Annotated in this window: 2 protein-coding genes; both read left to right on the top strand. The window is 41.3% G+C overall.

Annotated features, from left to right (window positions below):
• Window positions 1-589 (top strand): phage tail sheath C-terminal domain-containing protein (locus OCV67_RS13325; RefSeq protein ID WP_178085184.1); only part of this gene is annotated, 589 nt, incomplete at its 5' end.
• A 12-nt stretch (window positions 590-601) separates the two neighbouring features.
• The gene (locus tag OCV67_RS13320) at window positions 602-1,033 is read left to right on the top strand and encodes a phage tail tube protein (protein ID WP_147644296.1); all 432 of its coding nucleotides are present in this window, start codon (window positions 602-604) and stop codon (window positions 1,031-1,033) included.
• Window positions 1,034-1,129: the final 96 nt, after the last annotated feature.

The raw sequence follows: 1,129 nt of genomic DNA, 5'->3' as shown, positions 1-1,129 counted from the left end.
CGACTATGAGGGTATTATTAACGTTACAAATTCCGTTGTAATAAACGGCGTTACGCTTAGTAATGCACAAGCCACAGCATGGGTCGCAGGTGCGGATGCTTCCGCCTCAAACGTTCAGAGCAATACTCATAAGATCTATGTGGGTGCGGAAAGTGTTGCAGGAGCTAAAACCCATGAACAGGCAGTTGCGGCAATCCAGAACGGCGAGTTTTTCTTCTCATATTCCGAAAATGGAGATGTTGTAGTTGAGTATGACATAAACAGTCTTACATCGTTTACAGACAGAAAAGACAAATCCTACAGCAAGAACAGGGTTCTGAGAGTATTTGACAGCTTTGCAGAATCTATTAGATTGAATTTCCCGCCTAATAAATACAGCAACAATGAAAACGGCTGGGATATTATGGACGGTATGGGAAGAAGTATTTTAAAGCAATTTTTTGACGCAGGAGCTATCCGGAATGTTGACTATGATTCTGATTTTGCAGTGGTCAGGGGCGAAAGCAAGGGCGACAGTACTTATTTCAATGTAGGAATTCAGCCTGTAGACAGTGCAGAAAAGTTATATTTTACAGTAAAGACCAGATAAGGAGGTTAGGTTATGGAAAGATACAACGATAACCCAATAGCGCTCAGCGAGGGAAAGGTTTTTGTAGACGGTGTGCAGATACTTGACGGTGTTAAGTTTGAATTGAAATTTACACCTGATGTGTATACCGGAAAGGTATTGGGAGAACGTTCCCCAAGCTCGCGCTGGATGGGATATACAATTACGGGAACTATCACAAGAAGAATATCAACTCCATGGTATAAAGAGATAGTTCAGAAATATCAGAAAGACGGAATAACGCCTGAATGCACGATCCAAGGCGTAATGGACGATAAAGGCTCTGATTATTATCAGATGTACGGTTCTGATACTGTTACCGCAGTAGGCTGCGTATTTACAGGCGACATTCCTCTTATGGCTCTGGATACTGCCGGAGGAGTAAGAGAGGACGCTATTTCTTTTAATGCTAAAGATGTGATTTAAGACGTATTATACGTCTTGTTTTTATGTCCGAAAGCGGTCAAGACGTAAAACTGCTCCGCAAAAAATTAATATAATATTATGGAGGTCATAAAAATG

The sequence above is a fragment of the Porcipelethomonas ammoniilytica genome (assembly GCF_025567485.1).
Lineage (GTDB): Bacteria > Bacillota > Clostridia > Oscillospirales > Ruminococcaceae > Porcipelethomonas > Porcipelethomonas ammoniilytica.
Note: the sequence above shows the minus strand (reverse complement) of the source record. Positions and strands in the feature narration are given on the sequence as shown.

Excerpts from the sequence above, each read along its gene's own strand:
- OCV67_RS13320 (WP_147644296.1), top strand. The coding sequence starts at position 602 with ATGGAAAGATACAACGATAACCCAATAGCGCTCAGCGAGGGAAAGGTT.